A 26123-nucleotide genomic window follows, 5' to 3' on the forward strand; every position below is an offset into this window, starting at 1 on the left:
AACAATAAATATTGATAATTATTATCATTTATGTATAATAATTAAAACCAACAAGTCATTCGACTTCGAGGCCGTTAAACATTTTATTCCTCTTTCCCCATATCCGAATTACACGGAGGTTGTATCTAAAGTAATTTAGTGTTCCATTTTTCCTACTCAAAACCGAAAACACCAAACCCGCTATTTTTCATAGCGGGTTTGGTGTTTTTCAGAATACAGTCCGATCTGCCACTGCAAACGATACAGTTTTTCTTCTTATGAAGAAATTAAACAAACTTTTGAGTTTTCCTGCCTAATATCGATTTATTTGCATTTGCTGCGATTGAGTTTACCGTAATTACCCACTACCGCATTAATTCCTTGGGCAGCCTTGTCATCAACCGACATAAATAATACGCGCATCCGTGCCACGCTCAGGCTGCTATCTGCAACAGTGCTGCTTTTATCCTCCTGCTCCACGACATTTGCACCACCGAACCCAGCAGCCGCTACACGCGATACCAACACTTGGGCAGCCGATTTACTACGCACCACGCCGATACTGATGTCACCGTTATGCAAAGTACCGGAAAAACCTTTAGCATTCAAGCTATCCAACCTTGCCAAAGCATCTCCCCCGGTAGGCACCAAAACCCGATAGCTCTTGGCCGGAGCAGATGTCTTGGCTCGTGTGCTACTGCGTTGCTCTACCGTACGGGTAGCTGCATGCGGCCATTGGGTCAACAATCCTTTAATGCGGTGGTAATCATCTTCGTCTAAAGTAATACTGGCACTGCATTGTTGCACAGGTTTGGCCTGCACTTGCTCTGGTTGCTTTTCCTGCTCCGCTTCACGGCGGGCGCGCTCTTCACGAGCTTTACGCTCTTGTTCGCGCCTTTGCTGCTCTTTTTGCTTTTCTTCATTCAATAGTTTTTGGCGCTCCCCCTCCGGTATATCGGCGGCGGCAATGATTTCCGCCAAAGGACGCTCTTCGGTAGCAGTAATCCAAGCATCACGCCCATCATCGGAAGCCATCACTTCAGGTGCTGTTTTCAAATCCGGCACCGCCAGTTCCTGACGGCCTGAAGCAACGGGTACTGTCGGCGCGACTACGGCTTTTTGCTTTTCCGCTACGCGTCCCGCCACCATTCCCCCGAAAACGATAATATTGAGTGCAACCAGTACGGCAAAGAGCCATTTCATTGTTGTTCAATCCAGTTGAGTAATCCGTAAATGACGAGATTATCTACAATTTTAATATGATTGTCCAAGCTAAAAGATTCCGGTAAAGCTTGTGCCACCTTGGCCGCACCACCTCCGGTAATCACCACATCCACCACTTTATCTGCATTAGTTTTTCCACGCAACCGACTATGCATCAGCATTACCGAACCGCAAACCGCATCCATCATACCGCTGGCCAATGCGTTAGAAGTAGTCGTGGGAAACGGGTAAACCTTCCCGATCGGACGATTAAGATTAGCCGTTTTCAGCGCCATAGCCTCCTTCATCAAATGAAAGCCCGGCATAATCGTACCGCCGAGATAATGGTCATCTTCAGTTAACGCATCTACCGTTACTGCCGTACCACAGCTCACTACCACACAAGCATTACTGCTAAAACGGCGGCTGCCAAGCACGTTAAACCAGCGGTCGGCGCCATGTTCGGCAACATTGCGGTAATGGTTTCGTATACCTAAAGCATGTTGCATCGAAGAGAGCCATTCGATTTGCTCAGGCAACTGGGCTGCTACCTGTTCTTTTTTCTGCGTACTGCATACGGCACAACCTATAATCTTTTCTACACCGCCCCCCCGCTCTTGCCATTCTTGCCCCAACTTCGACAAATCACGATAAGGCGCACGACCAACGGAAACAATCTGCCCCTCTTCCACCCATGCCCACTTCAACTGACTGTTGCCGCCATCCAATAATAACAAGCGCCTAGGCTTTACCAATGATAGTTTGGGTAAGTCTTCATTCGGCCGCAAACTGATTTCGCCGCTCACTACCTGTTTATTACCCTGCGAAGTTTCCAAGAGCAAAGCCCCGTGTTCCGACACACCTGTCATCACACCCTCTTCTACCACTTCTCCATCCTTGAGCAAGCGTACGGACCGTCCCATATCACGGCTAGCGGCCTCATAGTCCCCCTTCATCGACATAAAACCTGTCTTTTCAAAACGGGAAAAACCATCTGCCAATTGAGCCAATAAAGCATCCAAAATATTATTTGCAGACAATAGCTGGGATGCCGAAGCTGCCTGTACCGATGTGGCCTGCTCCACCGTTTTTGGCAAAACAAAATTCACTCCTACACCCACAACAGCAATACTTTTACCGCCACTGCGTACAGTTTCAATTAAAATACCGCCCAATTTATCGCGACCGATAACCAAATCATTAGGCCATTTGATTTGTACCGCTACACCCAAGCTGTCTAAAGCACGACGACAAGCCAAAGCCGCCACCAATGCCAACGCACCCAGCTCGTGTTGCGGCTTATCAAATACCCATCCGAAGCTGAACATCAGACATTCACCCAACCGATGTTGCCAACGGCGCCCTTGCCGCCCGCGGCCATGCGTCTGTTGATGCGCCAACACCAACGCCTGATGCACCCGCTGCGGATTTTGCCTCGCCATTTCTAATAAAAGATCATTGCTGGAAGTGCATTCATTTTTTAATGCCGCCCGAAAACCGTAACGGGCAGCAACATTCTTGACTTTGATTTCATCAAACACAGCCAATGGTCTGACCAAACGCCATTGCCCGTCTTGTTGCCGCAACAACCCCCGGATATGCGGCGGCATCTGCTGCCAGACTACATTAATATGTTGGGGCTGTACCCCTGCAATCTGGCTCAATTCGAAAATATGGCAGGCATTACCTTCTGCCAAAGCCGCCAAAAGCTTCCAATGGCGGGGTTTTAGTACAGTCATGCCTGCTGACCCTCTACCCCACGGATTTTAGCCAAGGTTTGCGTAGTTGAGGTTTGGTATAAAAACGGAATCGAATACACTTTTCCACCTCGAGCCAAGGTTTCCTCCGCACCAACTATTTTTTCGGGTGCCCAATCCCCCCCTTTAATCAAAATATCTGGTTTAATTAACTCAATCAATGCAGCCGGCGTATCATCATCGAACCAAGTAACGATATCCACACTTTCCAATGCTGCCGCAACATCTACACGATTTTCCAAGGGATTCACCGGCCTATCACTACCCTTGCCCAAACGGCGTACCGACGCATCAGTGTTTAAAGCCAATATCATAGCCGCCCCCATAGCACGCGCTTGAGCAAGATAAGTTACATGGCCTCGATGCAGAATATCAAAGCAGCCGTTGGTAAATACCAGTGGTCGGGGCAAGCCAGCCAATCTCTGCGCCAATTGTTCCGGCGGGCAGATTTTGCGAATAAAGTCGGGTTGAGGCCAATTTTTCATGATTCGGCTTCCTGTCGGCAAAGGGATTTAAAATTAAAGAATAAGCCCGAATCATACCGAAGCCGCTTTATTTAGACAATTAAAGCCGTCTGAATGATTGCAGCCGGCACTCTATAAGAAATATTATGACATATAGACAAAATCTATACCTATAAACCTTAGTTTAAACGGTATAAATTTAAGTGGTGATAAAGATAAAGTAAAACCCGCTTCAAGTTGAAGCGGGTTTTGATATGAATTGGGGTGGCTGATGGGGCTCGAACCCACGACAACTGGAATCACAATCCAGGGCTCTACCAACTGAGCTACAGCCACCGCAAAATAAACTTTTTGGCACGCCCGACAGGAATCGAACCTGTAACCGCCCGCTTAGAAGGCGGGTGCTCTATCCGGTTGAGCTACGGGCGCTCTACCTTGTCGTATCGTGCTTACTCTCACGGTGCTAAAACTGGTCGGGGCGGTGGGATTCGAACTCACGACCCCCTGTTCCCAAAACAGGTGCGCTAACCAGACTGCGCTACGCCCCGACGAGAGATGCGAACTATACCCCATAGTCAAAAAAACGTCAAGCAATCGTACTTAAATAAATTACAAAAAATTTTATATCATTAAATTTTAAAGATATTTAGGTAAAATATACCACTTCAAAGATATAGCACCCCCAATATACTTATCTTTACAAAAAGGTGAAATTGCAAACAAAAAATGCGATAATTACGCCTGTTTTTTCTTTCCTGCCAACCCAATACATAGAGATCGCCTACGATGACCGCCCAATTGATTAACGGTAAAGAAGTATCCCAACAACGCCTGCAAATAGTAGCCGAAAAAGTAACCGAACGCCAAGCCAAGGGGCTGCGCACACCAGCCTTAGCCGTGATACTGGTCGGCAACGATCCCGCCAGTGCGGTATATGTACGCAATAAAAAAATCGCCTGCGAGAAAGTCGGCTTCAAATCACTTTCATATGAGCTGCCCGCCGACACCTCGCAAGAAACCCTTTTGAAACTGGTAGATGAATTGAATGCCAATCCGGAAGTAGACGGTATTCTTGTACAGCTGCCGTTACCGAAACAAATTGACAGCCAAGTAATCTTGGAGCGGATTTTGCCACACAAAGACGTCGACGGCTTCCACCCTTATAATGTCGGCAGGCTGGTTGTCAAAATGCCCCTGATGCGGCCTTGCACCCCCAAAGGTGTCATGACGCTACTGGAAACCTACGGCATCAATCCCGAAGGAAAAAAAGCAGTGGTAGTGGGGGCTTCGAATATTGTCGGCCGCCCTCAGATGCTTGAGTTGCTGCTGGCGCGTGCTACGGTTACCATCTGCCATAGCAAAACAAAAAATTTGGCCGAAGAGGTTTCAGCCGCAGATATCGTAGTGGTAGGAGTTGGTATTCCGAATTTCGTCAAAGGCGAATGGATCAAACCCGGAGCGGTTGTGATTGATGTCGGCATCAACCGTTTACCAGATGGCAAACTCTGCGGTGACGTAGAATTTGATGTTGCCAAAGAGCGTGCGTCTATGATTACCCCCGTTCCGGGCGGTGTGGGTCCGATGACTATTGCTACTTTGCTTGAAAATACCCTCCATGCCGCAGAGTTACACGATCATGTTTAACCGATCTTGGCGTAGGAATATCTCAACTATGGTCTGAAACATATAAGCCCTAGGTATTCCAAATCCACATCTAAATTAGTAATGGCCGTCTGAAAATACTTTTATAAGTTTTCAGACGGCCTTGTCGTATATACTGCGAAAAAAAACCGTTTTAAGCTACAATAACCGTTTTTTCGGGAAAAATCCCGAGCAGACAGTATTGCATAAAGATAACAATATGACCGACTCCTCAAAACAAACCGCTACACTCCTGATTACCGCTCCCGACCGTAAAGGCTTGGTACATGCGATTTCCTTATTTCTTTTGGAACACAACGGCAATATTATCCACGCCGACCAACATGAAGATGCTATTGAGAAATTATTCCTGATGCGCGTAGAGTGGGATATGCAAGGTTTTACTCTGCAAACCCGCGAAGCCATCGCAAGGGCCTTCGCTCCTGTAGCCGACGCTTTCGGCATGAGTTGGCAACTACATTTCTCGCACACCCGCCGCCGTATCGCTTTGTTTACCTCACAATACGAACACTGCCTTTCCGATTTGCTACACCGCCACCGTATCGGCGAATTAAACTGCGATATTCCTCTGGTAATCGGCAATCATGATTCAGTACGCGATTTGGTCGAACGCCACGGTATTCCCTTCTATCATATCGTTACGACACGGGAAAATAAGGCGGAGGCCGAAGCATGCCAATTGGCCCTCTTGGAAAAAGCTAATATTGATACTATAGTATTGGCACGCTATATGCAGATTTTATCGCCCGTATTCGTACAAAAATACCCGAACCAAGTGATTAATATCCACCATAGCTTCTTACCCGCCTTTGATGGTGCAAAACCTTACCATCGTGCCCATGCCCGCGGCGTAAAGCTGATCGGAGCAACCAGCCATTATGTAACCGACGAGCTGGATGAAGGCCCGATTATCGAACAGGAAGTTACTCGCGTTTCACACCGCGACGATATTCCCGACTTAATCGAAAAAGGCCGTGATTTAGAAAAAATCGTACTCGCCCGCGCGGTAAAATGGCATTTGCAAAGCCGCGTACTTTCTTACAACAACAAAACAGTGGTATTCGACTGATGCTTTATCATTTATTACGCGATATGTGGGATGTACTACGGTTACGCTACCGTGAGCCCGAACATTACCGCTACACACCGCCCGCCATTTTCGGCATTCTGCTGCTCACAGGAGCAGTTAACGCGGCCGGTATGTCGCCCCTTTTCGGTAACAGCAACGGCGCCATTGGCTTCACTCTCTTGCTAAGCGTATCCAAATGGCTAGTGTTGGCACGCGTTATGAGCCGCCTGCTGCACTATTACGGTAGTCCGAAGCTGCCGCTGCTCGGGTTTATTCTGATTACCGAGGCTTTGGTTATCCCCTCTTTGGTAGTCATGTATGTTCCGGCACTCGCCTTTGCAGGATTGTTTTGGCAGGTTTGGATTTTTTGGGTGCAGATTATCGGCTTATCAAGAATGAGCGGACAATCCGGCCTTAAAATCTTAATCGGCTATATCGTTTATCTGATGGTCATGCTGGTGGTGGGTATGTTGATACTTACTCTATTCAACCAAATGGGCTGGCTTGACCTTCATGCACTCTCGGAGCAAGTCAATAGCATGATGCAAAAGCCCAAACCTTAAATATATATGTAAATTATTCAAAATGCCGTCTGAAAATATTTTCAGACGGCATTGTTTATTATTTGGATTTTACGAGCTGGGGAACATTGATAATTCCTAACCGTTGTTTGGTTCCGACACTCAAATATTCAAGACTCTCATCAATCCAGTCGACCAATGCTTTACCATTCATCACGCGGATTTGGTTGGCTTCAGCCAATTGCTTGGATGCATCGCTCAAGTCGGCTGTGGTTATCAGCCACTTTTGAGCATCCGTCTCATCATTATCATCATAAGCAATCAACTGCTTCAAACCATGGCTATTTGTTTCTCCTTTATGATGTTTCACTTGAATCAACAGGCGACACTGGTTAAAACGGTCGATTTTTTCCGCACTGATATCAATATCGGCAATTCCTGACGATTGGTTTTTAGATTCTATTTTGGCTGAATAGCCTTCAATTTCCAACAATTCTTTAACCAATCTCTCCAAACCATTCCCGCCCGCAGCCAACCAAGTATTGCCGCAGACCATAGCATCTAACAGCTCTTTTTTGAACTTCTCTTTTGCATAGGCCTCTTACTTCAATAAATAGCTGCTCTGCTGATAACTGCCATTTTCTTTTAAACTTCGGATAAGCTTTTCAATTTCATCCAGAAAACCATTTAAACGCGCAATAGTCATCCTGATTTTTAAACGGCTTTCCAATCCATGTGATAAAACACTTCTCGGGAGTTGTATAACTTTCCCGTTTTGATCACAAAAAAACTCAACGGCAACTTGATTGCAAGCATCATGTTTAACCTCTTCCTCAACAAACCTTTTGGCCCCAGATACTTTGCCAATCGTAATAGAACGATATAAGGGAACAACAACAATATCTCCTTGAGCCAAGTTGAAAAATCGTTTGACGGTATTCTGCCTTTTACCGATATCACCTAATGCCCGAATAACATCCCGGCTGAAGAATAAGTTGAAAAATCCACCCTACGCCAACCAATACCTACATAACCTTGCTTCACAACGTGAAGCGGCGTACGAATCAATAAAATCTGCATTTCTATCCCTTTGTAAAAATCTAGTTAAAACATCAGTCAAAAACAAACCTTAATAAATCAGCTTGAATACAAATAATCTATTTTATTCCAATCAAATAACAATCCATCATTCTGACAAAGTTAGAATAAATAAAAAATGCCGTCTAAAAATATTTTTCAGACGGCATTCTTAGCCGCCAAAATTTGCATATTGCTGATATTCGGTTTCAGGCTACCTTCTACATTGGAAACAATGTGCATCACATGCGAATATTTTTCAATGACCATTTTATCGGTAACCACCACCGAACCTGTTTGGCTAATGCGCCCCACATCGTTGCGCCCCAAATCAATCAGCATGGTGTGTTCGGCAATTTCTTTTGGGTCGTTTAATAAATCTTGTGCATTTTCAGCATCTTGCTCTGGCGTCATACCACGCAAACGCGTACCTGCAATCGGGCGCACCACCACTTTTTCACGTTCACGGCGCACCAAAATTTCAGGCGATGAACCCACAATATGAAAATCGCCAAAGTCATAATAAAACATTTACGGCGAAGGATTGAGCGTGCGCAATGCGCGATACAAATGCAACGGCTTGTCTTGAAAGGCTAATTTCATGCCTTGTGCTGGAACGACCTGCATACAATCGCCGTCCAAAATATACTCGCGTATTTTTCGCACATAGGATTTAAACGCGGTCTCGCCTGTGATGTGTTCAGGCTGCGTTATTGGGCTGCCCAGCGACAAGGGAATGGCGACACTTTGGCGCAATTTTTCACGCACGTTTTCTAATTTTTCGCGTGCCAATTCATAACCTTGCGGATTGCTTGGGTCGGCATACACAATCAAATAAATCTTGCCGCTGAGATTATCAATCACGGCTAATTCTTGCGACAACATCAACAAAATATCAGGCGTCTCCAAAGGGTCGGCTTTTTCAGGATAGATGCCCTTTGTGATGCTGCTTTAAACGATGCGCGATGTGTTCAAAATAATAGATGCTTTCGTAACCAAAATAGCCAACTAAACCACCCGTAAATCGTGGTAATTGGGCAATATCAGGCGTTTTAAACCGTGCATGAAATTGCTCAATAACTTGAAGCGGATTATCATGATGCGTTTCGCTAAGCTGATGATTTTGATAAATTTCGGTTGTGCTGCCTGAAACTTTGAGATAAGTATCACACGGCAAACCGATAAATGAATAGCGTCCAAATCGCTCACCCCCCACTACGGATTCCAATAGATAACTAAACGGCTGATTGGCGAGTTTCAAATACAGCGACAAAGGCGTATCCAAATCCGCCAACAATTCTTGGACAAGCGGAATGCGGTTGTAGCCTTGCGCGGCTTGGTTTAGGTATTCTTGTTTGGTTATCATAGAGTTAGCACTTATTTAAAATTTGGTTATAAATGTTTTCGTATTCTTTTGCCATGCGCACACTAGAAAAATCATGTTGTTGCCAATATTGTTTAGTTTGTTGTGTAAGTTGTGATAATAGCGGCAAATTAGGTTGAAGTTGTTGAATATAATATTGATAATTTTCCACTTGATTTTGTTCAATTAAAAAACCTGTTTGACCATGTTCTACAATCTCAGGAATACCACCAACAGCATGTGCCAAAACAGGGACAGCATATTGATAGCCTTCCAAAATCACACTTGGTAATCCTTCTGAATGCGAAGGTAAAATCTGTACATCTATGTGTTGAAAAATGCTGCCTATATATGGTGTAAATGGAATAAAGAAAACATTATTTAATCCTGTAGCTTGTTTTTTTAATTGCTCTTCCAACACGCCTGAACCAATCAAATAAAAATCTGTTTCTGGACATTTTTTTGCTAATTCAATCGTTAGAGGAAAATTTTTTACTTCTTGAAAATTTCCAACTTGCCCTACTTTCAAACGATGTAATGCAAAAGAATATTGAGAAAGTATTTCCTCATTTTCCGCTAACTTATCTACGCTCCCATAAATTGTTGTGGCATTAATGCTAACTAACCGCAAATTTTCAGAAGCCCTTTTACTCACACCAACAACAGCATTAGCTTGCTGGTAACTCCAACGCGATAGAAAGCGTTTTAATGGGAAAACCACATGGCGCGTAATAACCATAGGTTTAGCAAACAGCCATTTCAATAATGCAACAAAATGAACAGAACGCCCATCACATGCATGAATAATCATTGTTTTTTTTTGACATAAAAAGCAAAACAACGCCATGAGATTAGGCAATACTTGAATATTTTTGGGGCTGTATTAGATTAGCCTTAAATATCACACCAAATTCGCAAGATTTTAAGTTGCTCTTTTGGTGTACCAAAGTTAAAACGAAATTCGCATTCTTTCAAGAATAAAGGGAAAGATTTTCGGTCAATTCCATTGTACTTTCGTAGAACGCGCTTTGCCTGATTCCAGAAGTTTTCAATACCGTTGATATGGTTTTGACGGTCGACAAAAAGCTCTGAATGATTGATTCTGTGATGCGTAAATTCACTCACATCTAGCACATCATAGCTTTTGTAATAGTCCGTATAAACAATGCTATCAGGCATTATTTTTCGTTTAATAACAGGTAGTAAAGTATCTTGTTTGGTATTTTTAACGACAACAGTATAAACCTTGCCTTGACGTTTCAAAATACCAAATACCGCTACTTTCCCAGCCGCTCCGCGACCGCGTTTGCCTTTTCGTTGTCCACCAAAATAACTCTCATCAAGCTCGATTGAACCATCAAAGATTTCATCAGCTTGAAGCTCTAAATGATAGGCAATGACTTGGCGAATTTTACGGTAAAACAGAGCTGCTGAATTGGGGTTAATATCCAATAAATTGGCAGCAGAACGGGCGGTTACCTCAAGTACAAAAAATTCAAGCAACTTTTTTTGTACTTTTTTAGATAGTTTACAGTGTGTTATCTTCATTTTTAAAGGGTAACATAACTGCCAATCTAATACAGCCCCATATTTTTTTGTTTTAACCGTTTACCTAATAAACTATTTTTTCGTCCATAAAATACGGGTTGAAAATGAGACAAAGCACAAATTAACCTTTCAGTTTGTACTTCGCCACCACCAAAATGCCGCGCCATATTCACAAATAAAATAATCGGTTTATTTTCGCTCATGATTCAAAACCCATAATTGTGCATATTTGCAAAATACTGAATACGCAGATAATGTAGCCAGTAAAAAACCTTGTTTACCATCCAGAAAGCCTGCTTTCAAAACATAAGTTTTAAGAAAATTCATTGCTCCATGTATCACCGCGGTATGTAAATGAACTTTTTTCCCTTGCTGCTTCTTTTGTTGTGCCCATAATTGCGCATATTGTGCCGATTTACGCATAAATTGAGCAATGTCTGCATAAGTGTAATGCAACACATCACCTTTTAATTCCACCACTTTCGCGCCATTGGGAACAACAACGGATTCATGCACCAAATCATCGCTGTATTGCGTATATTTCACAGGATAACAACGCACAACGCGGTCAGGATACCAGCCACTATGGCGGATTTCACGTCCATAAACCATGCTTAAACGATTGATAGAAAAAAGCGTTTTGCCATCGGGTTGGATTTGACTGATTTGCTGAATGATATCTTGACGCGTGGTGGCACTTAATCGCTCGTCTGCATCTAGCCATAACACCCATGGCGTTTGAATAAATTGATGAGCGCGGTTGCGTTGTCTGCCAAAACCTTGCCAATCGGGAAACACATGAAATTCCGCCCCAAATTGCCTCGCAATTTCAGGCGTCTCATCGGTGCTGCCTGAATCAATGATGACCATCGAACCCCCCAAGTCTTGCACGCTTTTGAGACACTCGGGCAAATGGTGGGCTTCATTTTTGGTAATCAGGGCAATAGTTAGCTGCTCGGACAAATTAGACATGGGCGGTTACCACTCATTGATAGTGAATTAAAATAAGCAATCTACTGCGTTGCCAACAACCTTATGTACCATTTTTGTACACGGCTCTTGTTGCCGCCTTGTCTCTTTCTTATTTTATCCACTGTATTCAAAAAAATTTCAGGCAGCCTGAATGGCTAAAAACGGTGTTGGCAGGTTCGTAATGCGAGAAATAGCAAACTAACAAGCAAAATCCGCTCACTTTCCAATTGCTTGCACCTGCCATTTATTCAAATAATTTGCCTTGCGCCAAAACAGCACGCACAGGGGCGAAATCTTTACGGTGCTCGGCTAAAGCGCCGAACTCGGCCAAAGCAGCCAAATGTGCGGCCGTACCGTAACCTTTATGCTTTTCAAAGCCATACTGGGGATAACGTTCGGCTAATGCATACATTTCTGCATCACGCGCTGTTTTAGCCAAAACCGACGCCGCAGAAATCTGCGCTACTTTACTGTCTCCTTGAACAACGGCTTCCGCATTAGCGGCCAAATCCTGCGGCACACGGTTACCATCAATACGGATAAGCTGGGGTTCAATCGCCAATCCTTTAACAGCCCGCGTCATTGCCAGCATGGTAGCGTGCAGGATATTCAACTGTGCGATCTCGCCGACACTTGCTGATGCCACGCACCAAGCCAATGCTTGTTCTTTAATGGCCAAAGCCAGCATATCACGCTTTTTTTCACTGAGTTTTTTAGAATCGGTCAGCCCCGGCAAATCATAATCAGAGGACAGGATAACGGCGGCGGCAAATACGCTGCCTACCAAAGGCCCCCGCCCTGCTTCATCCACTCCTGCAATCAAAATCTGTTCCATTAATTTTCCAGAAACTATTTCGGATTACACCTACCCGTTATTGAAGTAAGCACTAAACTTACTTGCCTTATACGGTAATTATCAGACTAGGCTCTCTGAAAGATGATGATTTTTTCAGACGGCATCTTTCAAGCACCAAATATCAATTTAAGCAAAAGTTATTTTATTAACTATCCACGCCAGTAGGCCTGAAAATATGTTATACCCGCGCTTCAGCCAAAACAGCGGCTGCGGCCAATGCAGCCGTGTCTTTTTTCAATAACCGGTGCAGCTGATAGAAATCCTGTTTCAATTCGACCACATCTTGCGGTGATTCATACCATTCGGCAACTGCTGCCGCTAATTTTTTCGGTTTGGCTTGTCTCTGTAACAACTCGGGAACGGCTCTCTTACCCAAAAGAATATTAGGCAGCCCTACATACGGTACTTTTATTTTCCGTTTCACATAAGCATAAGTTAACGGCGAAATCTTGTAACTGATCACCATCGGGCGCTTGCACAAAGCCACTTCAAGCGTTGCCGTACCGCTGGTAACCAATACCACATCAGCGGCCGTACACGCCAAATCTGCATGTGCGCTCATCAACTGTACCGGCAAGCCGATAAACTCATCCTGCCCTAAAATTTCCAACAGACGCTGGCGGGTTGCCGAGGTAGCAACCGGCAACAAAAAGCGTGCGCTCGGATAGCGCTGCAGCAACAATTTGGCGGTTCGAAAAAACAGCGGTGCCATATAGTCAATCTCACTCACCCGGCTACCCGGCATCAATGTAAATACCGTTTCCCATAAATCAATACGCATTTGTAGCCGCGCCGCAGTTTGATCTGCATCTAACGGCAAGGTTTGTGCCATCGGATGTCCAACAAATTCGGCCCTCCCGCCCGCAACCTGATACAGCTGGGGTTCCATCGGGAAAAGGCATAATACGCGATTCACCTGATGCACAATGGTCTGTACACGCTCACGCCGCCATGCCCATACGGAGGGGCTGACATAGTGCACTGTTGCAATACCTGCTTTTTTCAGTTTCGCCTCTACCCCCAGATTAAAATCAGGGGCATCGATACCGACAAACACATCAGGGCGGATTTTTTTGAGCTCGCTTACCAAACCTTTGCGGATTTTTAAAATCTCAGGCAGCCGCTTCACCACTTCGGCAAAACCGCGAACCGCTAATTTTTCTTGGTCATACAAGCTTTCGATTCCCTGTGCCTGCATGCGCGGCCCACCGATACCGATAAAACGGACATTCGGACACCGCTCTTTAATCGCTGCCATCAAATGGGCCCCGAGCAAATCCCCTGAAGCCTCGCCAGCACATAAAGCAATTGTAATCAATCGGTTGACTGTCGTATGTGTTTGATTCATAAATTTTCATATTTCTTCGGTAGGCGATATTGTACCGAAATTCCATCCGCCTAGTCGGGGTTTATTTATGCTAGTCGTCCAAGTATGCTATGTCCAAGCCTTTATGGCAAACTGTCCGACTTACAGTTTATGCCTTAGAAAAATAATGTGTTTTAGTACATCCATAAAGAGGCCGTCTGAAATTTTCAGACGGCCTCAATCAAGTAGAAATATTTTTTAATTACATTAACTCAATATCTCTGTTAAACCTTATGCGCGCTTTTCTAAAACTGCCACAGCAGGCAATTCTTTACCTTCTAAAAACTCCAAGAAAGCACCACCACCTGTTGAGATATAACTAATTTGGTCGGTAACGCCGAATTTGGCAATGGCAGCCAGCGTGTCTCCGCCGCCTGCTATAGAGAATGCCGAACTATCCGCAATAGCTTTGGCCAACGCTTCGGTACCTCCGGCAAACTGATCAAACTCAAATACACCTACCGGGCCGTTCCAAACAATAGTACCCGCTGCTTTCAACATATCTGCCAAAGCTTCCGCCGATTTGGGACCAATATCCAAAATCATATCATCTGCACCAACATCTTCTACCGCTTTCACCGTAGCGGGTGCATCTGCTGCAAACTCAGAGGCAACAACAACATCTACCGGCAAAGGAACAACTCCGCCTTTGGCAGCCATTTTAGCCATAATTTGTTTAGACTCTTCTACCAAATCATGTTCTGCCAAAGATTTACCGATGGGCTTACCTTGCGCAAGTAAAAAAGTATTGGCAATACCGCCGCCGACAATCAATTGATCGACTTTATCAGCCAAACTTTCCAAAATAGTCAGTTTAGTAGAAACTTTACTACCCGCTACAATAGCTACCAACGGGCGAGCCGGATCTTTTAAAGCCTTACCTAAGGCATCCAATTCACTAGCCATCAACACACCGGCGCAGGCAAGCGGTGCAGCTTGTGCAACCGCTTCTGTAGATGCTTGGGCGCGGTGAGCCGTTCCAAAGGCATCATTTACAAATATGTCGCACAGAGCGGCGTAAGCCTGACCCAACTCCAAATCGTTTTTTTTCTCACCTTTATTGATGCGGACATTTTGTAACATTGCCACTTCACCGGCTTGTAAGGCAGGCTTCTCGGTACGCCAATCATTCCAAACTGCGACATCTTTCTCCAAGAGCTTGCCCAGATGCGACGCTACAGGTGCCACATCGTCTTCAGGCTGGAACTCACCCTCGGTAGGACGTCCTAAATGGGTCATTACAATCACAGCCGCACCATTATCCAAACAATAACGGATAGAGGCCAATGAAGCACGGATACGGGTATCATCACTGATCTCTCCGTCTTTAAAAGGGACATTCATATCAGCACGGATTAAAACTGTTTTACCCTGCACATTTTGCTCGGTAAGTTTTAAAAAAGCCATGTCGGTTTCCTTATCGGTAAGTTTGCTTAAATTGAACCAATTACGCTGGATGAGCACATTATGGTAAAGCCTATCAAGAAAACCGCTTTACCCAAGGCGAAAGCGGTTTATCCATATAGCTCTTAAGATTCAGAAGTTACAATTTCGCCACGCAATGAGAAAGTAAAGGCCTCTTTAATTTCAATATCCACCATTTGATTAATCAAGCGGTGGTGGCCGGTAAAATTGACTACGCGGTTATTAGCCGTCCGCGCCTGTAATTGTTCTGGATCTTTTTTTGACACCCCTTCAACTAAACAACGCTGTACTGTACCAACCATAGTTTGATTGATGCGCGCTGTTTCAGCCTCAATCACTTCATTCAAAGCTTCCAAACGGCGTACTTTCTCTTCGTGCGGAGTATCATCCGGCAAATTGGCCGCCGGTGTTCCCGGGCGAGGGCTATAAATAAAGACAAAGCTTAAGTCAAACGCAATATCTTTTACCAACTTCAAAGTTTGCTCAAATTCATGTTCGGTTTCTCCAGGAAAGCCAACAATAAAATCAGAACTCAAACATAAATCCGGCCGGATAGCACGAAGTTTTCGAATAATCGATTTATATTCCAAAGCTGTATATCCGCGCTTCATTGCAGATAATACACGATCGGACCCACTCTGAATCGGCAAATGCAAATGCGATACTAATTTCGGTAAATCCCGGTAACACTCAATAATGCGATCACTAAACTCACGTGGGTGGCTCGTAGTGAAACGTATACGCTCTATACCCGGAATTTCATGCACAACTCTCAGGAGCATAGCAAAATCACATACTTCACCATCATCCATTAAACCTCTGTAGGCATTTACATTTTGCCCGAGCAAATTAATTTCTTTTACCCCTTGCTGAGCCAAATTGGCAATTTCAGTAAGCACATCATTTAACGGCCGGGAAAACTCTTCTCCACGAGTATAAGGTACTACACAGAAGCTACAATATTTAGAGCACCCCTCCATAATAGATACAAAGGCACTTCCGCCCTCTACTCTAGCCGGAGGCAAATGATCAAATTTTTCGATCTCCGGAAATGAAATATCTACTTGGGCCCGGCCTGTTTCCTTCTTCTCCTGAATCATACCCGGCAAACGGTGTAAAGTTTGAGGACCGAACACTACATCAACAAACGGAGCTCGCTTAACAATTGCCTCCCCTTCTTGGGAAGCAACGCACCCACCAACACCAATAATTAAATTAGGATTTTTAGCTTTTAATGGCTTAACTCTTCCTAAGTCTGAAAATACCTTTTCCTGTGCCTTCTCTCGCACAGAACATGTGTTAAACAGAATAATATCGGCTTCTTCAGCTTCACTAACTTGAACCAAATCATCTCCTTCGGCCAATACGGACAGCATCTTTTCACTGTCATATTCATTCATCTGACAACCAAAGGTACGAATAAATACTTTTTTCATCTTAAAATAATTCCACTACTGTTGCTGAGCCGCACGCTGTTGAAAAACATAATGTTCAGGCTCAGTTAAAATCCAAATTTCATTAATATTATTGCTACCGTCTCGACGTATGGCTACTGCTTTTCCCGTATAGGCAGCCAGCTTTCCCCGTATAATAAAACGATTTCGCTCATCTCGGATGCGCACATCTTGTGTGACCTGTAATACTTTACTATTATCCAGCCAGCCTAAAGTCAAAAGCTGAATCCATGAGATACCATTATGCCCTAAAGCAATATTTGGATAATCGACCTGTTTTAAAACAGCAATATCCATGTCTTCTGGAATAACCCTTTGCGCCCACGTCACCGATGATAAAAACAATATTACCAAGGTCAACCAACGAAACATAAGTCTCCCCTTTACTATCTATTATTGATCTAGCAATAGCTTGAATTTTATCATAAAGCATATACACTCTCGGATAAAATATCAGTCAATTTGGAAAAGACACTATTAAATACAAATTAAGTACTTACATAATGTTTGTTTAGATTCAATGCTTTCTTTATGAACCAGATTCTTTTTCTACAAAGAAAGAAAACCAGCCTTACGGCTGGTTTTTTAACTGAAACATGAATTAGGCTTGTTCCGTTACTTCAATTTCAACGGCTTTATCAACAAGCTCTACTAATGCCAAGGGAGCATTGTCACCTTTACGGAAGCCATATTTTAAAATACGAACATAACCACCATTACGGGCTTCAAATCGCGGGCCCAACTCGTCAAATAATTTCACCACAACATCACGATCACGAGTGCGGTTAAAAGCCAAACGACGGTTAGCCAAAGATGGCTTCTTACCTAAAGTAATCAATGGTTCTACTACACGACGCAACTCTTTTGCTTTAGGCAAAGTAGTTACGATAGTTTCATGGGTCAACAAAGAGTTTGCCATGTTACGCAGCATAGCAGCACGATGGCTGCTGGTGCGGTTTAATTTACGATTACCATTACGATGACGCATGTCATTATCCTTTAATCTACAAACTTATGGCTTTTCTAAGCCTACAGGCGGCCAAGCTTCCAGCTTCGATCCCAACGTCAAACCTTTAGACGCTAGTACCTCTTTAATTTCATTTAAAGATTTACGGCCTAAATTCGGTGTTTTTAACAACTCGGTCTCAGTACGTTGGATCAAATCACCAATATAATAAATATCTTCAGCTTTCAGGCAGTTGGCTGAACGCACTGTCAGTTCCAAATCATCAACCGGGCGCAGCAAAATAGGATCAATCGGAGGTGCTTTCTCTTCAACCTCTTCAACAGGTGTGCCTTGTAAATCCGCGAAAATCGACATTTGGTCGATTAAAATCCGAGCGGCACTACGCACGGCCTCTTCAGGATCGATAGACCCATCTGTTTCGATATCCAGTACCAAGCGATCCAAGTCTGTACGCTGCTCAACGCGTGCAGGTTCTACCTCAAAGCTAACACGGCTGATGGGCGAAAAGCTCGCATCCAATTGAATAGCACCAATTTGCTTATTATCATCGCGTACTGCACGGCGACCTGAAACAGATTGATAACCACGGCCTTGCTCAACTTTGATTTCCATCTCAATGCTGCCATTATCTGATAAATGGCAAATCACATGACTAGGATTGATGATTTCCACATCATGTGGCAAATCAATATCAGAAGCAAGCACGGGACCCGCTCCTGACTTCTTCAAAGTTAACAATACTTGTTCCCGACCATGTAGCTTGAAAACCACTCCTTTCAAGTTCAGTAAAATATCTACGACATCTTCCTGAACACCGTCTAAGGTGGAATATTCATGCAGCACACCCGCAATGACTACTTCAGTCGGAGCAAAACCATTCATGGATGACAGTAAGATACGGCGCAAAGCATTACCCAAAGTATGGCCAAAGCCACGCTCAAAAGGTTGCATAGATACCTTGGCACGACTTGCAGACAAGGTATCCACATCAATCTGGCGGGGTTTCAAAAATTCAGAAGCGCTGTTTTGCATTTAACTGTCCCTCACTGAGCTAGCGTTATTTAGAGTAGAACTCAACCACCAGCTGTTCATTAATATCGCCAGTTAACTCTGAGCGATCAGGCATATTTTTGAATACACCTTCCATTTTGTTCGCATCAACAGCAACCCAAGAAGGCATACCGATTTGAGCAGCCAAGCCCAAAGCTTCTTGAATACGAACTTGTTTTTTTGCTTTTTCGCGAACGGCAACCACATCGCCTGCCTTCACCTGGAAAGAAGGGATATTTACAACCTGACCGTTTACGGTAATAGCTTTGTGGGATACCAATTGACGAGCTTCTGCACGGGTAGAACCAAAACCCATTCGATATACCACATTATCCAAACGTGACTCTAACAATTGCAGCAGCAACTCACCCGTAGAACCTTTGCGGCGAGAAGCCTCTGCAAAATAACGACGGAATTGGCGCTCCAACACTCCGTAAATACGGCGAATTTTTTGTTTCTCACGCAATTGTAAACCATAATCAGACAAGCGGGGCTTACGTGCACCATGCTGCCCAGGGGCAGAATCTAATTTACATTTAGATTCTAAAGAGCGACGTGCACTCTTCAAAAATAAATCTGTGCCTTCACGGCGGGATAATTTACATTTTGGGCCGATATAACGTGCCATATCTCAATCACTCCAATATTAAATACGACGTTTTTTAGGCGGACGGCAACCGTTATGAGGCAACGGGGTAACGTCGGTAATGCTGGTAATCTTGAAGCCAAGAGCGTTGAGCGCACGAACAGAAGATTCACGACCGGGGCCAGGGCCTTTAATGCGAACTTCTAAATTTTTAACGCCATACTCTTGGGCAACTTTACCAGCGGCTTCCGCAGCTACTTGAGCTGCAAATGGTGTACTTTTACGCGAACCTTTAAAACCAGCGCCGCCAGAGGTAGCCCAAGACAATGCATTGCCTTGACGGTCAGTGATAGTAATGATGGTATTGTTAAAAGATGCATGTACATGCACAATACCTTCACTTACGGTTTTGCGTACTTTTTTACGTACACGCGAGGCTGTGTTTGCTTTAGCCATTAATCAAATCCTTAAAAATTATTTCTTACCGGCAATCGCTTTGCGCGGACCTTTACGGGTACGGGCATTGGTACGGGTGCGTTGGCCACGGCACGGCAAGCCGCGGCGATGACGAAAGCCACGATAGCATCCCATATCCATCAAGCGCTTGATACTCATAGTCACTTCGCGGCGCAAATCACCTTCTACTTCATACTTGGCAACTTGTTCACGTAAAGCATCTAACTGGTTCTCGTCCAAGTCTTTTACTTTAGTGCTAGCCACTATACCAGCAGCCTCACAAATCAACTTAGCACGAGTAGCACCAATACCATAAATGGCTTGCAAACCAATTACGATATGGGCGTTATTAGGGATATTTACCCCTGCAATACGAGCCATATTTTTTCCTTTAGGGCAAAAAGTCTTTTACTATACCACGATTTTATTGCCAAAGCAAAATTAGCCTTGACGTTGTTTGTGGCGAGGGTCAGTACAAATTACACGTACTACACGATTACGGCGAATAATCTTGCAATTACGGCAAATTTTCTTAACGGAAGGTTGTACACGCATTACTTAATCCTTTCTTTATGTAATTACCGGGCCCGGAATACAATACGAGCACGAGTTAAGTCATAAGGTGTTAGCTCAACAGTAACCTTATCACCTGGAGAGATTCGGATATAGTGCATCCGCATTTTTCCCGATATATGACCAAGTACTACATGATCATTCTCAAGTTTTACCTTGAATGTTGCATTTGGCAAGGTTTCTAAAATCTCACCCTGCATTTGTATGGTATCTTCTTTAGCCATAGTTTTATTTACGAGACAATGATTTCATATCTGAGCGCTTCATCAAATGCTCATATTGCTGAGTCATCCGATAAGATGCAATTTGTGTACTAAAATCCATAGTCACAACCACTAAGATCAGCAAAGAGGTTCCACCTAAATAAAAAGGAACATTTACCGCAGTAGTTAAGAACTCAGGAATCAAACAGATAATTGTGATATATAAAGCACCAAAAAAAGTTAACCGAAGTACTACTTTTTCCAAATATTTTGAAGTTTGCTCGCCGGGGCGAATACCTGGCACAAATGCTCCGCTTTTTTTCAAATTCTCAGCCATTTCTCTCGGACTAAAAACCAATGCCGTATAAAAATAACAAAAGAAAATAATTGTTGCAGCAAATAGCAAAATATATATAGGTTGGCCATGCTGCAATACAGCAGCAGTTTTATGTAACCAACTATCTGTGTTAGCCGCCCCAAACAATCCCAAAATAGTTGCCGGAAACATAATGATGCTAGAAGCAAAAATAGGTGGAATAACCCCTGCCATATTTAATTTAAATGGCATATGCGTAGCTTGGCCTTGAACAAAACGGCTACTACCAACTTGCCTCTTAGCGTAATGTACAGGAATCTTTCTTTGGGCACTTTCAAAAACTACAACTATATATACCAGCAATAAAGCACCTATTACAATTGCCACAGCCGCCAACATGCTCATAGAACCTTGGCTAGTTAGCGTCAAAAGCTTAGAAATGCCTGCTGGGATACCTGCTGCAATGCCTGCCGCAATGATCAATGAAATACCATTGCCTATACCACGTTCAGTAATTTGCTCACCTAACCACATCAAAAACATGGTTCCTGTTACCAAACAAATAATAGTTGATGCAAAAAATTCAAATTGAGGAGCAACAACAATATTTTGCTGATATACAAATGTAGCAACACCAAAACTTTGGAAAACAGCCAGCAATACAGTGCCATATCGGGTATATTTCGTAATAACTCGGCGACCTGCTTCACCTTCTTTTTTCAAAGCTTTTAAGGAGGGAAAGATTTCAGAGGCCAGTTGTACGATAATAGAAGCCGAGATATATGGCATTATGCCGATAGCAAAGATACTAAAGCGCTCTAGCGACCCGCCGGAAAACATGTTCAACATGCCCAACATGCCGCTACTTGCGCTTTCATATAGCTTAGCCAACGCGACTGCATCTACACCCGGAACAGGAATGTGGGCTCCAATACGAAATACAATGAGCGCCCCCAACAAAAATAATAACCGGTTTTTCAGCTCACCAAACTTAGATAGCTCTGATGAAGATTGTCGATTAGCCACGTTCGATCCTAGCTTTACTCTTCTACTTTACCACCAGCAGCTTCAATTGCAGCTTTGGCACCTTTAGTTGCTTTAATGCCTTTCAAAGTCACTGCCTTATTAATTTCACCAGAAGCAATAACTTTAACACTCAATGCATTAGCTGAAACCAAACCAGCCTGCTTAAGTGATAGAACATCAATTTCTTCTACAGCAACCAATGCAAGCTCACCTAAACGAACTTCCGCAGCTGAAGATGCTGTCAAAGATTTAAAGCCACGCTTAGGCAAACGGCGTTGTAAAGGCATTTGACCGCCTTCAAATCCTACTTTATGAAAACCGCCTGCACGACTTTTTTGGCCCTTATGACCACGGCCCGCAGTTTTACCTAAACCGCTACCAATACCACGACCAACGCGGCGCTTTGCATGAGTAGCACCTTCTGCAGGCTGAATAGTATTTAAAAACATGTTATGACTCCACTTTCAAAAGGTAGCTGATCTTATTGATCATGCCACGATTTTCGGGGGTATCCAATACTTCAACAGTATGTTCACGACGGCGTAGACCCAAACCACGAGCACAAGCACGATGTGACTCAATAGTACCAATCAAGCTTTTAGCCAAAGTCACTTTAATCTTTTTTTGCTCACTCATGCTCAGCTCCCAAAATTTGTTCTACGGTCAAGCCGCGTTTTGCTGCAATATCAGCAGGAGTATATAGTTTTGACAAGCCATCCAAAGTTGCACGTACAATATTATATGGATTAGTAGAGCCGTGTACTTTTGCGGAAATATTATGAATACCCATTGCATCAAATACCAAACGCATTGGTCCACCAGCCTTTACACCACTACCTTCTTTGGCAGGTTGCATAAAGACACGAGTCGCACCATGGCGGCCAATTACTTCATGGTGAATAGTGCCATTTTTCAACGGTACTTTGATCATATTACGGCGTGCTTGATCCATAGCTTTTTGTACGGCTACAGGAACCTCTTTCGATTTACCTTTACCCATACCAATACGACCATCGCCATCACCAACTACTGTCAAGGCAGAAAAAGCCATAATACGGCCACCTTTTACTACCTTAGTGACACGGTTAACGGCAACCATTTTTTCTACCAAGCCGTCACCGCGTTCTTCAATTTCATGTTTTGCCATCTCAAGGTCTCCAAAATCTTTATTAGAAGCTCAAACCGTTTTCACGTGCAGCTTCAGCCAAAGCTTTTACACGACCGTGATATTGAAAACCAGAGCGATCAAATGCAACTTTTTCCACACCGGCAGCTTTTGCTTTTTCAGCAATACGCTTACCAATTAAAGCTGCAGCTTCAACGTTACCACCGGACTTCAGGCTATCACGCACCTCTGCTTCCAAAGTAGAAGCCTGAGCCAATACTTTATCACCCTCAGCACTGATGATTTGGGCATAAATATGGCTATTTGTACGGAACACGCACAATCTTACCATTTTTAAATCCGCAATACGGGCACGGGTTTTGCGTGCACGGCGGAGTCTTGTCGCATGTTTATTCATTAGTAAGGCCTCAATTATTTCTTCTTAGCTTCTTTCATCACTACGACTTCACCGACATAGCGAACACCTTTACCTTTATAAGGCTCAGGCGGACGGAAGTTGCGAATCTCAGCTGCAACCTGACCGACAACTTGTTTATCTGCACCAGTCAGCACAATCTCTGTCTGTGAAGGAGTTTGCACGGCGACACCTTCCGGCATCTCATAAACAATAGGATGAGAAAAGCCCAAAGACAAATTTAATGTGGTTCCTTGCGCCTGTGCACGATAGCCCACGCCAATCAGCTGAAGTTTCTTTTCAAAACCTTCTGATACACCTTTCACCATATTGGCTACTAAAGCACGGATCGTACCAGACATGGCACCTGCATGTTTACTGTTGTTAGCAGCTGAAAAAGTTAACTGACCTTCATTCAGCTCAATAGATACATCGGCAGTCAAGGGTAATGACAACTCGCCATTTTTGCCTTTTACTGTCAATTTATCTGTTCCAAATTTTACTTCTACGCCAGCAGGAACAGTTACTGGATTTTTCGCTACGCGAGACATCTAAAACTCTCCCTTATTAGGCAACCACGCACAATAACTCACCGCCAATACCCGCAGCACGAGCTTTACGATCAGTCATCACACCTTTAGAAGTGCTAACAATCGCAACCCCTAAACCATTCATCACAGTTGGGATTTCATCTGAGCCTTTGTATACACGCAGACCAGGGCGAGATACACGTTTGATTTGCTCAATGACAGGGCGACCTGCATAGTATTTCAAGTGAATTTCTAGTACCGGCTTCACATCTGTAGAAACAGCAAAATCTTCGATATAACCTTCCTCTTTCAATACCTTAGCGATAGCACATTTCAGTTTCGAAGAGGGCATTGCTACAGCAACTTTATTCGCACGCTGAGCATTGCGAATACGGGTCAACATATCGGAAATAGGATCATGCATACTCATTTATTTTAACTCCTATTACCAGCTGGCTTTAATAACGCCCGGAATTTCGCCACGCATAGCGATTTCACGGATTTTAGTACGGCCCAAGCCAAATTTACGGAATGTGCCACGAGGACGACCTGTTAGAGCGCAACGACGACGCTGACGAACCGGAGCGGCATTTCGGGGAATTGCTTGCAATTTCAAACGAGCTTCAAAACGCTCTTCAGGAGTAGCGCTAGAATCATTGATTACAGCAAAAATAGCCTCACGTTTAGCGGCATATTTTTTTGCCAATGCAGCACGCTTCAATTCACGATTTATAAGTGCTTTCTTAGCCATGTTTATCCTTTAAACGGAAACTTAAATAGTGACAGCAATGCTTTTGCTTCTTCATCGGTCTTAGCCGTAGTAGTGATGGTAATATTCAAACCGCGCAAAGCATCAATTTTATCGTATTCAATTTCTGGAAAAATGATTTGCTCACGAACACCCATGTTGTAATTACCACGACCATCAAATGATTTACCGCTTACACCACGAAAATCACGTACACGAGGCAGAGCAATAGTCACCAAGCGATCCAAAAATTCAAACATTTGGTCACGACGTAGAGTTACTTTACATCCAACTGGATAGTTATCACGGATTTTGAAGCCTGCAATTGATTTGCGAGCAACAGTTACTACTGGCTTCTGACCTGCAATTTTTTCCAAATCAGAAACGGCATGCTCCATTACTTTTTTATCTGTAACCGCCTCACCAACACCCATATTTAAGGTGATTTTTTCAATACGAGGCACTTCCATAATTGATTTATAGCCAAACTGCTTAATCAATTCAGGTACAACAGTGCTTGTATAAAATTCTTTCAAACGTGCCATGTTAGTTCAACTCCCTTACGCACCGATTTCCGCACCATTGGATTTGAATACACGAATGCGTTTTACTTTGCCTTCGCTTTCAACCAATTTAATGCCAACACGATCCGCTTTTTTAGTTTCAGGATTAAAGATGGCCACATTCGAAATTGCCAAAGGCATATCTTTAGCAACAATACCACCTTCAACACCACGCATAGGATTAGGCTTTTGATGACGTTTAACAGTGTTTACACCCTGAACCACCACTTTCTCACCTAAAACACGGACAACTTGACCTTGCTTGCCTTTATTTTTACCGGCAATCACGACAACTTGATCACCTTTAATAATCTTATTCATTGCTAGCCTCTCTTATAAAACTTCGGGTGCCAATGAAACGATTTTCATGAATCGCTCAGTACGCAATTCACGGGTAACCGGGCCAAAAATACGTGTACCCAAAGGCTCCAACTTATTGTTCAACAATACTGCAGCATTGTTGTCAAATTTAATTAACGCCCCATCAGGACGACGAACACCTTTTGCAGTACGAACAACTACAGCATTGTACACATCGCCTTTTTTAACACGGCCACGTGGCGCCGCATCCTTTACGGCCACTTTAATAATGTCGCCAACCGAAGCATAGCGACGCTTAGATCCGCCTAACACCTTAATGCACATAACGCGACGCGCACCAGAGTTGTCAGCCACATCCAAGATGGTCTGCATCTGAATCATGTTAATACCTTTAAATAAACCAACTTAATTTACCACTTTCAATTAGAGCAACCCAAAGAAAATTTGAACGCTCCGACTGAAACCATTAATGGTTCAAGTAAACCAGTCTTGGGCCCCGAAGGGAAGAAACTTTCAGAAGAAAACTGAAAGATAAGAAACGAAGTTTA

The 26123-nt window shown here is 43.7% G+C and carries 35 protein-coding genes, 3 tRNA genes and 1 pseudogene; 3 read left to right on the plus strand and 36 right to left on the minus strand.

Annotated features, from left to right (window positions below):
• Nucleotides 1–303 precede the first annotated feature (303 nt).
• From LVJ86_RS09950 to LVJ86_RS09975, 6 genes are all read right to left on the minus strand, one after another.
• Entirely contained in the window at nt 304–1182 is an 879-nt protein-coding gene (locus LVJ86_RS09950; protein WP_047761891.1) for a hypothetical protein, read from the minus strand.
• Nucleotides 1179–2921 (minus strand): bifunctional biotin--[acetyl-CoA-carboxylase] ligase/type III pantothenate kinase, encoded by a 1743-nt coding sequence (locus tag LVJ86_RS09955; protein WP_047761892.1) that lies wholly within the window; start codon nt 2919–2921, stop codon nt 1179–1181. The genes LVJ86_RS09950 and LVJ86_RS09955 overlap by 4 nt, the downstream gene beginning before the upstream one ends.
• A complete protein-coding gene (locus LVJ86_RS09960) occupies nt 2918–3424 on the minus strand; it encodes an adenylyltransferase/cytidyltransferase family protein (protein WP_047761893.1) in 507 nt (168 codons plus the stop codon). Before LVJ86_RS09960 ends, LVJ86_RS09955 begins: the two co-directional genes overlap by 4 nt.
• A 239-nt stretch (nt 3425–3663) precedes the next feature.
• Nucleotides 3664–3739 (minus strand) — tRNA-His (locus LVJ86_RS09965).
• 16 nt (nt 3740–3755) lie between these two features.
• Nucleotides 3756–3832, minus strand: a tRNA-Arg gene (locus tag LVJ86_RS09970).
• Between the two features lie 41 nt (nt 3833–3873).
• Nucleotides 3874–3951: transfer RNA gene (locus tag LVJ86_RS09975), tRNA-Pro, on the minus strand.
• 238 nt (nt 3952–4189) lie between these two features.
• On the opposite strand from LVJ86_RS09975, the gene folD reads away from it, so the two are divergent.
• The 3 genes from folD (at nt 4190) to LVJ86_RS09990 (ending at nt 6697) form a co-directional block, all read left to right on the plus strand.
• On the plus strand, nt 4190–5047 hold the full coding sequence (folD, locus tag LVJ86_RS09980; protein ID WP_047761894.1) for a bifunctional methylenetetrahydrofolate dehydrogenase/methenyltetrahydrofolate cyclohydrolase FolD: 858 nt from the start codon (nt 4190–4192) through the stop codon (nt 5045–5047).
• 217 nt (nt 5048–5264) lie between these two features.
• Nucleotides 5265–6134, plus strand: coding sequence for a formyltetrahydrofolate deformylase (purU, locus tag LVJ86_RS09985; protein WP_047761899.1), 870 nt, complete (start codon nt 5265–5267; stop codon nt 6132–6134).
• Nucleotides 6134–6697, plus strand: coding sequence for a hypothetical protein (locus LVJ86_RS09990; RefSeq protein WP_047761895.1), 564 nt, complete (start codon nt 6134–6136; stop codon nt 6695–6697). Before purU ends, LVJ86_RS09990 begins: the two co-directional genes overlap by 1 nt.
• 58 nt (nt 6698–6755) lie before the next feature.
• Here the strand turns inward: LVJ86_RS09990 and LVJ86_RS09995 are convergent, their stop codons facing one another.
• From LVJ86_RS09995 to rplN, 30 genes and pseudogenes are all read right to left on the minus strand, one after another.
• Nucleotides 6756–7211, minus strand: coding sequence for a restriction endonuclease (locus tag LVJ86_RS09995; protein ID WP_200900185.1), 456 nt, complete (start codon nt 7209–7211; stop codon nt 6756–6758).
• Between the two features lie 45 nt (nt 7212–7256).
• Entirely contained in the window at nt 7257–7571 is a 315-nt protein-coding gene (locus tag LVJ86_RS10000; RefSeq protein WP_200900186.1) for a hypothetical protein, read from the minus strand.
• A 335-nt stretch (nt 7572–7906) separates the two neighbouring features.
• Nucleotides 7907–9098 (minus strand): annotated as a pseudogene (locus tag LVJ86_RS10005) (anthranilate synthase component I family protein); the annotation flags it as partial.
• A gap of 4 nt (nt 9099–9102) precedes the next feature.
• On the minus strand, nt 9103–9906 hold the full coding sequence (locus tag LVJ86_RS10010) for a glycosyltransferase family 4 protein (RefSeq protein ID WP_161796065.1): 804 nt from the start codon (nt 9904–9906) through the stop codon (nt 9103–9105).
• 83 nt (nt 9907–9989) lie between these two features.
• Nucleotides 9990–10643, minus strand: coding sequence for an IS1595 family transposase (locus tag LVJ86_RS10015; RefSeq protein ID WP_244702571.1), 654 nt, complete (start codon nt 10641–10643; stop codon nt 9990–9992).
• A 26-nt stretch (nt 10644–10669) separates the two neighbouring features.
• Nucleotides 10670–10846: a hypothetical protein gene (locus LVJ86_RS10020; protein WP_161796056.1), complete on the minus strand. Its 177-nt coding sequence runs from the start codon at nt 10844–10846 to the stop codon at nt 10670–10672.
• A complete protein-coding gene (locus LVJ86_RS10025; protein WP_047760972.1) occupies nt 10833–11615 on the minus strand; it encodes a glycosyltransferase family 2 protein in 783 nt (260 codons plus the stop codon). Before LVJ86_RS10025 ends, LVJ86_RS10020 begins: the two co-directional genes overlap by 14 nt.
• Nucleotides 11616–11859: 244 nt before the next feature.
• Nucleotides 11860–12450, minus strand: coding sequence for a ribonuclease HII (gene rnhB / locus LVJ86_RS10030; protein WP_047760973.1), 591 nt, complete (start codon nt 12448–12450; stop codon nt 11860–11862).
• Between the two features lie 199 nt (nt 12451–12649).
• Entirely contained in the window at nt 12650–13819 is a 1170-nt protein-coding gene (gene lpxB / locus LVJ86_RS10035; protein ID WP_047760974.1) for a lipid-A-disaccharide synthase, read from the minus strand.
• A gap of 249 nt (nt 13820–14068) precedes the next feature.
• Nucleotides 14069–15244: a phosphoglycerate kinase gene (locus LVJ86_RS10040; RefSeq protein WP_047760975.1), complete on the minus strand. Its 1176-nt coding sequence runs from the start codon at nt 15242–15244 to the stop codon at nt 14069–14071.
• 122 nt (nt 15245–15366) lie between these two features.
• On the minus strand, nt 15367–16698 hold the full coding sequence (miaB, locus tag LVJ86_RS10045; protein ID WP_047760976.1) for a tRNA (N6-isopentenyl adenosine(37)-C2)-methylthiotransferase MiaB: 1332 nt from the start codon (nt 16696–16698) through the stop codon (nt 15367–15369).
• 15 nt (nt 16699–16713) lie between these two features.
• Complete coding sequence (locus LVJ86_RS10050) at nt 16714–17088, minus strand: hypothetical protein (protein WP_047760977.1); 375 nt, start codon at nt 17086–17088, stop codon at nt 16714–16716.
• A 229-nt stretch (nt 17089–17317) separates the two neighbouring features.
• Nucleotides 17318–17704 (minus strand): 50S ribosomal protein L17, encoded by a 387-nt coding sequence (rplQ, locus tag LVJ86_RS10055; protein WP_047760978.1) that lies wholly within the window; start codon nt 17702–17704, stop codon nt 17318–17320.
• 24 nt (nt 17705–17728) lie between these two features.
• On the minus strand, nt 17729–18715 hold the full coding sequence (locus tag LVJ86_RS10060) for a DNA-directed RNA polymerase subunit alpha (RefSeq protein WP_047760979.1): 987 nt from the start codon (nt 18713–18715) through the stop codon (nt 17729–17731).
• A gap of 25 nt (nt 18716–18740) precedes the next feature.
• Complete coding sequence (gene rpsD, locus LVJ86_RS10065; protein WP_047760980.1) at nt 18741–19361, minus strand: 30S ribosomal protein S4; 621 nt, start codon at nt 19359–19361, stop codon at nt 18741–18743.
• Between the two features lie 18 nt (nt 19362–19379).
• Nucleotides 19380–19775 carry a 30S ribosomal protein S11 gene (gene rpsK, locus LVJ86_RS10070; protein ID WP_002216249.1) on the minus strand — a complete coding sequence of 132 codons (396 nt, stop codon included), beginning with the start codon at nt 19773–19775 and terminating at the stop codon, nt 19380–19382.
• Nucleotides 19776–19793: 18 nt separating this feature from the next.
• A complete protein-coding gene (gene rpsM, locus LVJ86_RS10075; protein ID WP_047760981.1) occupies nt 19794–20156 on the minus strand; it encodes a 30S ribosomal protein S13 in 363 nt (120 codons plus the stop codon).
• Nucleotides 20157–20216: 60 nt separating this feature from the next.
• Complete coding sequence (gene rpmJ, locus LVJ86_RS10080; RefSeq protein WP_003697674.1) at nt 20217–20330, minus strand: 50S ribosomal protein L36; 114 nt, start codon at nt 20328–20330, stop codon at nt 20217–20219.
• Between the two features lie 23 nt (nt 20331–20353).
• Nucleotides 20354–20572 (minus strand): translation initiation factor IF-1, encoded by a 219-nt coding sequence (infA, locus tag LVJ86_RS10085; RefSeq protein ID WP_003684714.1) that lies wholly within the window; start codon nt 20570–20572, stop codon nt 20354–20356.
• A gap of 4 nt (nt 20573–20576) precedes the next feature.
• Nucleotides 20577–21893, minus strand: a complete 1317-nt coding sequence (gene secY / locus LVJ86_RS10090) for a preprotein translocase subunit SecY (protein ID WP_047760982.1) — start codon at nt 21891–21893, stop codon at nt 20577–20579.
• Between the two features lie 14 nt (nt 21894–21907).
• A complete protein-coding gene (gene rplO / locus LVJ86_RS10095) occupies nt 21908–22342 on the minus strand; it encodes a 50S ribosomal protein L15 (protein WP_047760983.1) in 435 nt (144 codons plus the stop codon).
• A gap of 1 nt (nt 22343) precedes the next feature.
• Entirely contained in the window at nt 22344–22529 is a 186-nt protein-coding gene (gene rpmD, locus LVJ86_RS10100) for a 50S ribosomal protein L30 (protein ID WP_047760984.1), read from the minus strand.
• Nucleotides 22522–23040: a 30S ribosomal protein S5 gene (gene rpsE / locus LVJ86_RS10105; RefSeq protein WP_047760985.1), complete on the minus strand. Its 519-nt coding sequence runs from the start codon at nt 23038–23040 to the stop codon at nt 22522–22524. The genes rpmD and rpsE overlap by 8 nt, the downstream gene beginning before the upstream one ends.
• A 22-nt stretch (nt 23041–23062) precedes the next feature.
• On the minus strand, nt 23063–23416 hold the full coding sequence (rplR, locus tag LVJ86_RS10110) for a 50S ribosomal protein L18 (RefSeq protein WP_047760986.1): 354 nt from the start codon (nt 23414–23416) through the stop codon (nt 23063–23065).
• Nucleotides 23417–23430: 14 nt separating this feature from the next.
• The gene (rplF, locus tag LVJ86_RS10115) at nt 23431–23964 is read right to left on the minus strand and encodes a 50S ribosomal protein L6 (RefSeq protein ID WP_047760987.1); all 534 of its coding nucleotides are present in this window, start codon (nt 23962–23964) and stop codon (nt 23431–23433) included.
• Between the two features lie 16 nt (nt 23965–23980).
• Nucleotides 23981–24373 (minus strand): 30S ribosomal protein S8, encoded by a 393-nt coding sequence (rpsH, locus tag LVJ86_RS10120; protein ID WP_047760988.1) that lies wholly within the window; start codon nt 24371–24373, stop codon nt 23981–23983.
• 15 nt (nt 24374–24388) lie between these two features.
• Nucleotides 24389–24694: a 30S ribosomal protein S14 gene (rpsN, locus tag LVJ86_RS10125; protein WP_047760989.1), complete on the minus strand. Its 306-nt coding sequence runs from the start codon at nt 24692–24694 to the stop codon at nt 24389–24391.
• A 2-nt stretch (nt 24695–24696) separates the two neighbouring features.
• A complete protein-coding gene (gene rplE / locus LVJ86_RS10130) occupies nt 24697–25236 on the minus strand; it encodes a 50S ribosomal protein L5 (protein ID WP_047760990.1) in 540 nt (179 codons plus the stop codon).
• Nucleotides 25237–25251: 15 nt separating this feature from the next.
• Nucleotides 25252–25575 carry a 50S ribosomal protein L24 gene (gene rplX / locus LVJ86_RS10135; RefSeq protein ID WP_047760991.1) on the minus strand — a complete coding sequence of 108 codons (324 nt, stop codon included), beginning with the start codon at nt 25573–25575 and terminating at the stop codon, nt 25252–25254.
• 12 nt (nt 25576–25587) lie between these two features.
• Entirely contained in the window at nt 25588–25956 is a 369-nt protein-coding gene (gene rplN / locus LVJ86_RS10140; protein WP_002215434.1) for a 50S ribosomal protein L14, read from the minus strand.
• Between the last annotated feature and the right edge of the window lie 167 nt (nt 25957–26123).

The organism is Neisseria arctica, assembly GCF_022870905.1.
Lineage (GTDB): Bacteria > Pseudomonadota > Gammaproteobacteria > Burkholderiales > Neisseriaceae > Neisseria > Neisseria arctica.

Coding starts and splice junctions, on each gene's coding strand:
- rpmJ (WP_003697674.1), bottom strand. CDS start 20,330: ATGCGTGTACAACCTTCCGTTAAGAAAATTTGCCGTAATTGCAAGATT.
- miaB (WP_047760976.1), bottom strand. CDS start 16,698: ATGAAAAAAGTATTTATTCGTACCTTTGGTTGTCAGATGAATGAATAT.
- rpsD (WP_047760980.1), bottom strand. CDS start 19,361: ATGGCACGTTATATCGGCCCAAAATGTAAATTATCCCGCCGTGAAGGC.
- rpsM (WP_047760981.1), bottom strand. CDS start 20,156: ATGGCTCGTATTGCAGGGGTAAATATCCCTAATAACGCCCATATCGTA.
- infA (WP_003684714.1), bottom strand. CDS start 20,572: ATGGCTAAAGAAGATACCATACAAATGCAGGGTGAGATTTTAGAAACC.
- LVJ86_RS09960 (WP_047761893.1), bottom strand. CDS start 3,424: ATGAAAAATTGGCCTCAACCCGACTTTATTCGCAAAATCTGCCCGCCG.
- LVJ86_RS10010 (WP_161796065.1), bottom strand. CDS start 9,906: ATGATTATTCATGCATGTGATGGGCGTTCTGTTCATTTTGTTGCATTA.
- LVJ86_RS09950 (WP_047761891.1), bottom strand. CDS start 1,182: ATGAAATGGCTCTTTGCCGTACTGGTTGCACTCAATATTATCGTTTTC.
- LVJ86_RS09995 (WP_200900185.1), bottom strand. CDS start 7,211: ATGGTCTGCGGCAATACTTGGTTGGCTGCGGGCGGGAATGGTTTGGAG.
- rplN (WP_002215434.1), bottom strand. CDS start 25,956: ATGATTCAGATGCAGACCATCTTGGATGTGGCTGACAACTCTGGTGCG.
- rpsH (WP_047760988.1), bottom strand. CDS start 24,373: ATGAGTATGCATGATCCTATTTCCGATATGTTGACCCGTATTCGCAAT.
- rpsN (WP_047760989.1), bottom strand. CDS start 24,694: ATGGCTAAGAAAGCACTTATAAATCGTGAATTGAAGCGTGCTGCATTG.
- rplR (WP_047760986.1), bottom strand. CDS start 23,416: ATGAATAAACATGCGACAAGACTCCGCCGTGCACGCAAAACCCGTGCC.
- rnhB (WP_047760973.1), bottom strand. CDS start 12,450: ATGGAACAGATTTTGATTGCAGGAGTGGATGAAGCAGGGCGGGGGCCT.
- purU (WP_047761899.1), top strand. CDS start 5,265: ATGACCGACTCCTCAAAACAAACCGCTACACTCCTGATTACCGCTCCC.
- LVJ86_RS10020 (WP_161796056.1), bottom strand. CDS start 10,846: ATGAGCGAAAATAAACCGATTATTTTATTTGTGAATATGGCGCGGCAT.
- folD (WP_047761894.1), top strand. CDS start 4,190: ATGACCGCCCAATTGATTAACGGTAAAGAAGTATCCCAACAACGCCTG.
- LVJ86_RS10025 (WP_047760972.1), bottom strand. CDS start 11,615: ATGTCTAATTTGTCCGAGCAGCTAACTATTGCCCTGATTACCAAAAAT.
- LVJ86_RS10015 (WP_244702571.1), bottom strand. CDS start 10,643: ATGAAGATAACACACTGTAAACTATCTAAAAAAGTACAAAAAAAGTTG.
- LVJ86_RS10060 (WP_047760979.1), bottom strand. CDS start 18,715: ATGCAAAACAGCGCTTCTGAATTTTTGAAACCCCGCCAGATTGATGTG.
- rplQ (WP_047760978.1), bottom strand. CDS start 17,704: ATGCGTCATCGTAATGGTAATCGTAAATTAAACCGCACCAGCAGCCAT.
- LVJ86_RS10040 (WP_047760975.1), bottom strand. CDS start 15,244: ATGGCTTTTTTAAAACTTACCGAGCAAAATGTGCAGGGTAAAACAGTT.
- rplO (WP_047760983.1), bottom strand. CDS start 22,342: ATGTTTTTAAATACTATTCAGCCTGCAGAAGGTGCTACTCATGCAAAG.
- rplE (WP_047760990.1), bottom strand. CDS start 25,236: ATGGCACGTTTGAAAGAATTTTATACAAGCACTGTTGTACCTGAATTG.
- rplX (WP_047760991.1), bottom strand. CDS start 25,575: ATGAATAAGATTATTAAAGGTGATCAAGTTGTCGTGATTGCCGGTAAA.
- LVJ86_RS09955 (WP_047761892.1), bottom strand. CDS start 2,921: ATGACTGTACTAAAACCCCGCCATTGGAAGCTTTTGGCGGCTTTGGCA.
- LVJ86_RS09990 (WP_047761895.1), top strand. CDS start 6,134: ATGCTTTATCATTTATTACGCGATATGTGGGATGTACTACGGTTACGC.
- rpsE (WP_047760985.1), bottom strand. CDS start 23,040: ATGGCAAAACATGAAATTGAAGAACGCGGTGACGGCTTGGTAGAAAAA.
- LVJ86_RS10050 (WP_047760977.1), bottom strand. CDS start 17,088: ATGTTTCGTTGGTTGACCTTGGTAATATTGTTTTTATCATCGGTGACG.
- rpsK (WP_002216249.1), bottom strand. CDS start 19,775: ATGGCTAAAGCAAACACAGCCTCGCGTGTACGTAAAAAAGTACGCAAA.
- lpxB (WP_047760974.1), bottom strand. CDS start 13,819: ATGAATCAAACACATACGACAGTCAACCGATTGATTACAATTGCTTTA.
- rpmD (WP_047760984.1), bottom strand. CDS start 22,529: ATGAGTGAGCAAAAAAAGATTAAAGTGACTTTGGCTAAAAGCTTGATT.
- rplF (WP_047760987.1), bottom strand. CDS start 23,964: ATGTCTCGCGTAGCGAAAAATCCAGTAACTGTTCCTGCTGGCGTAGAA.